Annotated in this window: 7 protein-coding genes and 1 pseudogene; 3 read left to right on the top strand and 5 right to left on the bottom strand. The window is 42.6% G+C overall.

What is annotated here, in order from left to right:
• Positions 1 to 339 precede the first annotated feature (339 nt).
• Positions 340 to 1,917: a peptide chain release factor 3 gene (locus tag QOS10_RS08475; protein ID WP_283595035.1), complete on the bottom strand. Its 1,578-nt coding sequence runs from the start codon at positions 1,915 to 1,917 to the stop codon at positions 340 to 342.
• A gap of 174 nt (positions 1,918 to 2,091) precedes the next feature.
• Here QOS10_RS08475 and QOS10_RS08470 point away from each other — a divergent pair, with 174 nt between their 5' ends.
• The gene (locus tag QOS10_RS08470) at positions 2,092 to 3,435 is read left to right on the top strand and encodes an LCP family protein (RefSeq protein ID WP_283595034.1); all 1,344 of its coding nucleotides are present in this window, start codon (positions 2,092 to 2,094) and stop codon (positions 3,433 to 3,435) included.
• A gap of 279 nt (positions 3,436 to 3,714) precedes the next feature.
• On the opposite strand, the gene QOS10_RS08465 is transcribed toward QOS10_RS08470, so the two are convergent.
• The 4 genes and pseudogenes from QOS10_RS08465 to QOS10_RS08450 form a co-directional block, all read right to left on the bottom strand.
• Positions 3,715 to 4,563 carry an IS3 family transposase gene (locus tag QOS10_RS08465; RefSeq protein WP_283595036.1) on the bottom strand — a complete coding sequence of 283 codons (849 nt, stop codon included), beginning with the start codon at positions 4,561 to 4,563 and terminating at the stop codon, positions 3,715 to 3,717.
• A pseudogene (locus QOS10_RS08460) lies at positions 4,557 to 5,161 on the bottom strand (transposase). The gene QOS10_RS08465 and the pseudogene QOS10_RS08460 overlap by 7 nt, the downstream one beginning before the upstream one ends.
• Before the next feature lie 307 nt (positions 5,162 to 5,468).
• Positions 5,469 to 6,899 carry a hypothetical protein gene (locus QOS10_RS08455; RefSeq protein ID WP_283595033.1) on the bottom strand — a complete coding sequence of 477 codons (1,431 nt, stop codon included), beginning with the start codon at positions 6,897 to 6,899 and terminating at the stop codon, positions 5,469 to 5,471.
• Positions 6,900 to 7,140: 241 nt separating this feature from the next.
• Entirely contained in the window at positions 7,141 to 8,067 is a 927-nt protein-coding gene (locus QOS10_RS08450) for an IS30 family transposase (protein ID WP_283595032.1), read from the bottom strand.
• A gap of 227 nt (positions 8,068 to 8,294) precedes the next feature.
• On the opposite strand from QOS10_RS08450, the gene QOS10_RS08445 reads away from it, so the two are divergent.
• Together QOS10_RS08445 and QOS10_RS08440 are read left to right on the top strand one after the other, a co-directional pair.
• Positions 8,295 to 8,951: an SEC10/PgrA surface exclusion domain-containing protein gene (locus QOS10_RS08445; protein WP_283595031.1), complete on the top strand. Its 657-nt coding sequence runs from the start codon at positions 8,295 to 8,297 to the stop codon at positions 8,949 to 8,951.
• A gap of 9 nt (positions 8,952 to 8,960) precedes the next feature.
• A complete protein-coding gene (locus tag QOS10_RS08440) occupies positions 8,961 to 9,923 on the top strand; it encodes a hypothetical protein (RefSeq protein ID WP_283595030.1) in 963 nt (320 codons plus the stop codon).
• The last annotated feature ends 208 nt before the right edge of the window (positions 9,924 to 10,131 follow it).

Raw genomic sequence — 10,131 nt, 5'->3', positions numbered from 1 at the left:
CTCATCAAATTCACCAAGCATTAATTGGTCGGCCAATTGTAAAAAACGCTTTGAGCGGTAATATAAACGAGGACGACTGGGAGGTGTGCATATTTGCGATGAGTGGCCAAAAGGTTAGTGGGCATGGTATCATTTAAGTGCGTCATTTGACGGACATCCTTTCATATAGGTTTGATTCACTTAATATGATACCTGATGTCACGCCGAATGGCGTTTTTGCATTTACCACCAATTAGGTGGCTAACTTCATTCTATAATCCACCAAAAAAATTTAGCTGAGGATTGCTAAATATATCCTAATTATCCTAGCCTCACGATATTTTTATATATAAAAGTTTATTACAGCTTAGACGTTAACTTTATATCCGGATACTTCTGCTTAAACCAGTTCTCAGCAAACTGGTTTTCAAACAGGAAGAGCGGCTGATCGTGGATATCCTTAACCAGGATGTTCCGGGATGAGGACATCTTCTCGTCCAGCTGTTCAGGATCGATCCACCGCGCTGTCTTGTGACCTATTGGTTCCATGATGACATCAGAATTGTATTCGTTCTTCATCCGGAACTTGAACACTTCAAACTGCAGCTGACCAACGGCCCCTAAGATGTAATCGTTAGAAGTGTAACTCCGGTAGAGTTGCACCGCCCCTTCTTGAACCAGTTGGTTGATCCCCTTGTGGAAAGACTTCTGCTTCATGACGTTCTTGGCAGAGACCCGGACGAAAAGCTCCGGCGTGAACTGCGGCAGCTTTTCAAATTGAATATTCTTTTTACCGGTGTAGATGGAGTCGCCAATTTGGAAGTTCCCGGTATCGTACAGCCCGATAATGTCACCGGCCACCGCCGTCTCGACATTCTCCCGGGTGTCGGCCATGAACTCGGTCACGTTGGAAAGCCGGAGCGGCTCCTGAGTCCGGGATAAGGTAACATCCATCCCCCGGTCAAACTCACCGGAGCAGATCCGGACAAAGGCGATCCGGTCACGGTGCCGCGGGTTCATGTTGGCCTGAATCTTAAAGACGAAGCCGGAGAATTCCTTATCAAGCGGCTTAACTACTTCACCGTCTTCAGTTTTGTGGTCACCTGGTGCCGGCGCAAACTGCAGGTAATTCTCCAAGAAGGTCTGAACCCCAAAGTTGGTCAGAGCCGAACCGAAGAAGACCGGAGTTTGGTCACCACGGGCAATCTTGTCCCGATCAAGCTGGTTACCGGCTACTTCGATTAGTTCCATCCCATCGAGGGCGTCCTGCCATTCACCAGAACCGGCCAGCGGATTATCACCCTTGACCTTACCATCATCCAATGGTAGGTACGGATTATTTGGGTCCGCTGGGTGCGTCAGAGCAACCCGGTGATTGAAACGATCATAGAGGCCCTTAAACTGGTGACCAGAACCGATTGGCCAGTTCATTGGGTAGGTTTCGATACCCAAGACGTCCTCAACCTCGTTCAGCAGGTCGAGCGGTTCCCGGGCATCCCGGTCGAACTTGTTCATGAAGGTGAAGATCGGAATGCCCCGCATCTTACAGATCTGGAAGAGCTTCTTGGTCTGGGGCTCGATCCCCTTGGCGGAGTCGATCACCATGACTGCGGAGTCCACTGCCATCAGGGTCCGGTAGGTATCTTCAGAGAAGTCCTCGTGCCCTGGGGTATCCAGGATGTTGATCCGCTTGCCCTGGAAGTCAAACTGCATAACAGACGACGTAACGGAGATCCCACGCTTCTTTTCGATCTCCATCCAGTCGGACTTAGCGAAGTTCCCGGTCTTCCGGGCCTTAACTGTTCCGGCTTCCCGGACAACGCCCCCAAAGAGCAGAAGCTGCTCAGTAATTGTCGTCTTCCCGGCGTCAGGGTGCGAGATGATCGCAAAGGTCCGTCGCTTATTGACTGCTTCAGCAAGTTCTTTAGTTGATTTCATCGATAAAATCCTTTCATATTTGTTTTCGCGAAATATCTCTACTATATTAATATAAATTTTTGTCAAAGTCTAACTTTCCAAAAGGTTACAGAAAGGTTAAACTATATATATTGCATTGAATATTTTGCTATATTTGATAGTGTTAGAATTTATTTGGTCGAGGTATTAATCTTTATGGATAACAATAATCGCCGCGAATCCCGCGAAGAATACCGAAAGCGGATGGAAGAGCGGATTCAAAAGCAGGTTAATGAAAACCGTCAACGTGAAGAAGAGGAACAGACTACAGAACCACCACGTTATCAACCGGACGATAATAATTATCAAGGGCCACAGGGAAACTTTGAACCGCCAGTTAAGCATCATTACAAGATGCCTAACTGGATGCGGGCCCTTATCTGGTTACTGATAATTTTAGTTGCTTTGGGTGGTTTCTATGAATACCATAAGGTCCATTCAGCCGCTACCGGAATGTTTGCTAACGGTGACGGTAAAATTAGTAAGAAGCTTCAAAGAGGCGAACCTGTATCGGTATTGGCAATGGGTACTGATGTTGGAGCTCTTAATCGGGGAAATAAAGGTGGTAATACCGACTCGATGGAACTCTTCACCATTAATCCAAAGGCCAAGACAATTACAATGACTAGTGTCCCACGTGATATCCTAGTTAGGGTTAATACCGATGACGGCCCAGACTATGTCAAGCTAAATGCGGCCTATGCGATTGGTGGTCCTAAACAATCTGTCAAACAGGTTAAAGAATTACTTGGCGTACCGATCGATTACTACGCCGTCATTAACATGGGAGTCCTAGAAAAGGTCGTTAATTCTGTTGGTGGTGTTGATGTCGATAATCCATTTGCCTTTGATTACGAAGGACACCACTTCAAGAAAGGTAAACAACACCTGAACGGGACTAACGCTCTGAAGTACTCAAGAATGCGTTATGATGATCCAAATAACGACTACGGCCGTCAACGGCGTCAACAACAAATTCTGCAAAACGTTATTCAGAAATTCAAGACTTCAGGTTCCATTAGCGCTGCAAATAAGATCCTTGATGCAGTTGGAGACGGTGTTAAAACCAATATTCCAATCGATGATATTGCAACTCTTTACGGTAACTATCATGGTGCCATGGATAATGTTAAGACTTATCACTTCCAAGGCCAAAACGCCACTATTGAAGGTGTTTCCTTCCAGATTGCTAGTCCTAAGGAAATCAACCGGGTTTCACGGTTAGTGCGGCAGCAATTAGGATTAAAGCCAAAGAAAGTTGTTAACCATGAAACAAGGATGTACAAGTCACAACCAAATTACGATGGCTATAACAACACTGACTTTATTCTACCGGGCGGTGCTTCCTATAATGACCCTGGTAGTGGTAATGGTAGTGACTACGTAGTCGGTGGACGCTCTCGACTTGAGTCTGATGAGACCTCATCAATTACTTCACGAAGTTCTCGTCGGCAGACACAAATATACGAATCACCTTACAATTACGAATACGGATACTAATAGAAGCGGTCGGTAGATATAAACTCTATCGACTGTTTTTTATTTACATATTTCACTGTCAGTATTAGACAGGTATACAGTAAGCAGTCAATAACGATACGTATTGCAGACGAAAAAAGGGTGTGAACCACCGATCTTGGTGATTCACGCCCTTCGACTTAAGCATGACATTCCTGCTGCACTTCTTCATTCCATGGCAAAAAAGCCTCAATGTCACCGTTTTTCTGATTTGGCAGGCGGTCCTGTGCCCTGTCAAGTTGACACTTTAAATAATGAAAATTAGCTGGCCTTGCCAAAGCAATATTCTGCTGCGGTAAGGTCGTTTCTTTTCGCTGAGATAAATTCTTCAGTGAAGTATGTAATGCCTGTTTCAACTTGTTGCTCTAATTCTGTTAATGTCTGTGCTTTAGGTAGGTGAGCTATCCATATTGCCTTAAAATCTGCCCACCAATGTTCTATTACTGCATTATCGGCTGGAGTACCTGGTGCAGAGTAACTATGACATGTGCTATTAATGGCCAAGTGTTGATTAAATGCTTTTGATATGTATGCTGAACCACGATCCGTATGGATTAACGGAGCTAATGCTCCTTCACTGACTCTGGCTTGTTCAAATACATTGATTGCACCTTCGGCCGTTTCCGTTGGCGTAATTAACCAACTTACTGGATATTGCCCATACAGATCTAATACTACGTGTAGCCGAACCTTATTGCGTCGAATCCCATACGTTAACTCAGTTGTATCCGTAACCCAGACTTGGTTAGCTGCGCTTTGATCAAATTGTCGTTTAAGAATGTTTTCAGCTTCATAAGTTTGTTGAGCCTGAATACGCTTATGTTTGGACTGACGATAGTCAGCTTTAATACCATGCTTTCGCATGATACGAATAATCCGTTTCTTGTTCACCTTATAGGGAACTTGCTGACTCAAATTAATTAACCTGGTCATTTTGTCATAACCAACACTTTGTTTGTGTTCATTTTCTAACTGCTTAATTAACTTGAGGAGTTCCAATTCCTCGATTTCACGTTCATTTGGATCATGTTTAAGCCACTTGTAGTAAGCTTGCCTAGACACTCCAGCAGCTTTGGTTAATTCACGGACTGAATAACCCTCGGCTATGATTTCCTAAATCGCTTGATATCGTCCGGTCGATCCACCTCCCGATTGCGTATTTCGACTAATTTTTTTTTGCAAATGCAATTTGAACCTCCCGTTCACGCTCTCGAGCCTTTAATTTGCGAACTTTTTTTCTTAACCGTTCTAATTCATTAGTCGGTTCTTTACCCTTGTTACGCCCACGGTTATCCTTCAATGCTGCCCAATCATTGTTTTCCTGGTACTTGCGTACCCAAGAATAAACACGTTGATAACTAACGTTATACTTCTCAGCACCCGCCTTATAGTTGTTGCCATGGTCAATCGTCTATTGAACGATACTCTTCTTTTCATCAAAGGTTACTTTTCGTCCCATTCTTCTAGCTCGCTTTCTCGTTGTCTGATTAACGGTAAGGTTGCCACTATTGTAACTGATAACCCATTGATGGAGTTGAGAAATATTCCTAATTTGGTATTGCTGAAGGAGTTCCTGGTTAGAATACACACTTGAAAGATAAGCTTTGACAGCGGCTACCTTTGTTTCTAATGAGTATTTCCGATTATGCTTAGGCCTAATTAGACCTGCTAATCCAGCCATTAAGAATTGTTTGATCCATTTACTCATATTCGCTGGCCGCACACCGTGATAATCGGAGAAGACCGTTAGGTCGTAATCCGATTCTTGATACTTACTAAGTAGCTTAAGTTTCTCAATAGTTGAATAACTTACAATACAAAATACCCCCTAGGACTGACACTTTTATTATTTCAAGTGTCAACCCTAAGGGGTATTGTACGCCGAATATCATAGAACTTTCTTTTTTAGTGGGTACTGCTTGATTAGGCGGTCGTTTGTATTGAAGTTATACTTGCGATCATTATTAATCCCATGCTGAACAATAATCGCCAGAACATTTTGAGATCAGTCTGTTTTATTTTAGCATTTCACCGTTAGCATTAAATTCGTACTTTTGACCGTTAATAGTTTGGGTACCGGTAACCATTGCGCAAGTTTGTTGGTCAAGATAATACCAATGACCATTGAGCCAACGCCAGCCAGTAGCTGCACTATCATAGTTAGGATCAAAGTAGTACCAGTTGTTGTTGATCTCTTGCCAACCGGTTAATGTCCAGGCATTTTCAGGATCGAAGTAGTACCAGTAACCACTGAATTGGTGCCAACCAGTTAAGGCCGCACCAGTAGTCCAATCAAAGCAGTACCGGTGTCCATTAATGATTTGCCAGCCAGTAACGAGGTGGTTATTGTTATCGAAATAGTACCGGTTATTGTTGATCCTTTGCCAACCAGTAACGGCCCAAGCATTAGTTGGATCAAAGTAATAGCGAGAACCGTTGATAGTTTGCCAGCCGGTCAAAGCCCACGCATTTTGTGAATCGAAGTAGTACCAGTGATTATTAAGCTTTTGCCAACCGGTTAAAGCCCAACCATTAATTGGATCGAAGTAATACCAGTTGCCGGCTTGAGTTTGGAACCAGCCCTTTTGTGCCCAGGCGTTAGCAGGGTCGAAATAATACCAATTACTGTTAATCCTTTGCCAACGAGTTAAAGCCCATGCGTTTTGAGTATCAAAGTAGTACCAGTTATTGTTGATCCTCTGCCAACCGGTCACTGCCCAAGCATTAGTCGGATCAAAGTAATACCAGTTACCGGCTTGGGTTTGAAGCCAACCAGTTTGTGCTTGGCCATTTTTTTGGAAGTAGTACCAGCGACCATTAATCTTATGCCAATTAGTATAGGCCGCGCCATCCTCGGGACCGCCGAAGCCATACCATTGATTGTCAATCTTTTGCCAACCATTTAGCATTGCCCCAAAGGTACCATCATGGTTAGGATTAAGGTAGTAATAGTGGTTGTTAATTTGCTTCAGGCCAGATTGCATTTGACCAGTTGCGGGATCAAAATAATACCAGTGATTAATCTTCTTCCAACCGGTAGTAGTGGAACCATCTTGGTTGAAGTAGTACCAATTTTCGTTCTCTTGATGCCAACCCGGCTTACCGGCAGGAAGATTTGATGATTGGTTATCGGTATTTAGATACTGGGTATTACCTTGTGTAGTACCGTTGGAGATAGAACGATTTGGAGCAATAGTGCTATTATTAGTGGGCTTGCCATTCGTAGTTCGGTTAGCCGTAACATTATTCTTGGTAGCGGTATTATCATTCGTATCTTGATCAGATATGTTACGGTTAATTGTGGTCTTGTCAGCTGTAGATGGGCTGAGCGTAACACCATTGTTAGCTGTGACCTTGTTAATTGAAGATTGGGGAGTAGTAGCGGTGATTTGCATTGTTACTGGTGATGACGAAGTAGCCGTATCGGCATTAACAGTTGTGTTCATTGCTAGACCGAGTGTAAGAGCCACTCCAGTAACTAATAGCGAATTCCTAAGTCTGTGTGAATAGATATGTTGTTTAAGCATTTATAAAAGCCTTCTTTAACATAAAAGATTTTACAAATTAATTTTAGTCCTTTTTTCTTAGGTGGACATAAATATTAAGGCAATTTAATTATTTCATTAATTCAACATGCCATGATAGGGTATTGTATTTGGCAGATTGCAAGAAATAACTTGAACAAATCTATTGGCGCAGATTAAGCAAAAAGATCTCAATTGGTGAATGCCAGTTGAGACATTTAAGCGGTCGGGAATTTAAGTACCAGTTAATTTGAATTAGCTCATCATCACTTAGCTCTTCAATTGGTTGTCCCTTAGGAATGAACCGTCGCAGGACTCGATTGCGATTCTCGTTACTACCACGTTCATGTGGTGAATAAGCATGGGCAAAGTAAACTTGGGTACTGGTTAAGGCTTCGATCGCCTGATAATCCGCAAATTCTTTACCATGGTCAACCGTTAAGGTCTTAAGTCTTCCGTTGAGCTGATGAGCTAGTTCTACTACTGCCTGCTTCATTGATTGACTATTACGCCCATGAAGTCGTTTAACAATCGTCAGACGACTCTTCCGTTCCACAAAAGTAGCGACAGCTTGTCCCTTACGCTTACCAGAAAGTACTGTATCAGCCTCAAAATGGCCGAACTCTTGACGAGTTTCAATAGCAGTTGGGCGTTCTTCAATTGGACGTCCATGGCTAAAAGTGCCGCGTTTCTCTTTAGCTCGATGGCGGCGAATGCCATGATCTGGCAAGTCCTTCAACTGTAAATCGAGCAGGCCTTGATCAATCCAGTTATAGATGGACTTATAAGCAATTCCAACCACATGAGCGACCTGTTCCGCTGACCATTTTTGAACTTTGATTTTCTCTTCAATCAACCGTTTAAGATTAGTGGTTAAAGAAGATTTACGCCCTCGTTGCGCAATCTTCCTTTCAAAGTCGGCTTGTGCTAATTGTGCCTGATAAGCAACAACGTCCAGTCGATGAAGCTCATTAAAAATAGTGATCTTACTGAAGCCCAAGTAGTCGGCGATATACTGTAAGGAACGTTTTTCGTTGTGAAGTGTTTCAATGACAACGCGGTCTGAAAATGATAAGATAGTGGTACCCATAAAGGTCCTTCTTTCAATGGATTTAGTTTAGCAACACCATTAAAGACCTTTATGGGTTTTTCTGTCCACTTAAATGTTCAACTTAATTTTACAATCTGCCATTTATAAGAAAATTAGGGTGTTGAAGATCGGAAATCCTTGCTCTTTATGGATTAAAGAATAAGGCGTATAATAAAATGATACGTAATTTACTTTTCTTGAGAGGCTAGGTATTGGAGGAGCAAGTAATGAACAATAAAGTACTTAAGCTGACAACATTAACAGCACTGACAATAGCTTTTGAGACTTTTGCGATGATTAATACTGCTAACGCTGATTCCAGTGTGGACATCACAAACGTTCAGCAACCAACGTATACTGTTCAAGAAAATGCGGCTAATTATAATAATGTAACGGATGCACAACAGATTAACTTTCCTAATGACTATCGTTTAGGTGACTTACAAAATGTTAAGGACGATACTTCAACTCAAGAATTTGATCAAGTAGCTCGCCCAGGGTTAATCGATAATAATTATCAATCTAATGCGGCCGCGGCTGCACAAAATGTTGATATTAATCAATTGAACAATCAACAGGTTAATAAAATAAATCAGTATGCTCTTGACTTGGTAAATAATGCACGAGCTTCATTTGGTGAGACCCAGTTTACTCAGAGTCAAGGAACAATCAATGCTGTTCAAGAGATGGCTCAGCAGTATCAGAATAAAAATGCGTCATTATTAAATGGGCATAGTCATGATCAGTCTATTCTTGGCGGAGATAGTGAGAATATTTCTGCAATGCAGATTTATGCCGATAATATCAATGGTTTACGGGCAACTCCCTTTGCTGAAGCAAAGGGGAGCGATTTTGTGGATCAAAATCATATTCCGCTGTTCTAAATTAGTAACATGGATGACTTACGTGCTATGGTTTTCTATGGTGTCACCACGATGCTTTTTAATGATGCAAGTGATTACTATGGACATGCTCAAAATTTTCTGACTAACTATCAGGTCATCCCAACAATGGCCGTTTATCCCTCGATCATTAATGATGAGGGAACGGGAATGTTTTCTGACGGTTCAACCTTTAAGTATAAACTTAAGGATATCGATATGCATTTTATCTGGGCTGAACCAAGTGAGGCTCCTCAAAGCTTAGGCAACGATGGTTGGCAGCAAATCGCTGGTCGCTGGTATTATTATAATGACAATAGCTTTGCGACAAATTGGCAACAAATTGGAGGGCGTTGGTATTACTTTTCACCAGATGGTGCCGCTAGTACGGGCTGGTTCCAAACAGCGGTAGGTAATTGGTATTATTTAGATCCAACAAATGCCTGGGCCGATACTGGCTGGCAACGAATTAATGGTCGCTGGTATTACTTCGATGATCAGAATGCTTGGGCGATGAAGGGCTGGTTCCAGACTCCTGCAGGTAACTGGTACTACTTTAACCCGACAAATGCCTGGGCCGATACTGGCTGGCAACGAATTAATGGTTGCTGGTACTACTTCGATGATCAAAATGCTTGGGCGATGAAGGGCTGGTTCCAGACTCCTGCAGGTAACTGGTACTACTTTAACCCGACAAATGCCTGGGCCGATACTGGCTGGCAACGAATTAATGGTTGCTGGTACTACTTCGATGATCAGAATGCTTGGGCGATGAAAGGCTGGTTCCAGACTCCTGCAGGTAACTGGTACTACTTTGACCCAACAAACGCCTGGGCCGATACCGGTTGGCAATGGATTAATGGTCAGTGGTATTACCTTGATGATCAGGGCAAAATGCTAACTGGTCGTGTCCTAATTGGTGGTCGTTATAGTGACTTTGATAGTAACGGTCATTGGCTAGGTTATGTCAACTGATGAGCTTTTATAATAAATTGGGAAAATGGTGAATTTACTGTTGGATAGATGGTAAATTTACTATTTTTATTTTATGTAACGGTAGATTGTAAAATTTAAATTGAACATATTAGTGAACAGAAAAACCCATCAAGGTCTTTAATGGTGTCGTCACAACATTCCATTAGAAAGAAGGACCTTTATGGGCACCACTATTTTATCATTTGAA

The organism is Limosilactobacillus galli (assembly GCF_947381495.1).
In the GTDB taxonomy this organism is placed as follows: Bacteria; Bacillota; Bacilli; order Lactobacillales; family Lactobacillaceae; genus Limosilactobacillus; species Limosilactobacillus galli.
This window is presented reverse-complemented; position numbering and strand designations above follow the sequence as displayed.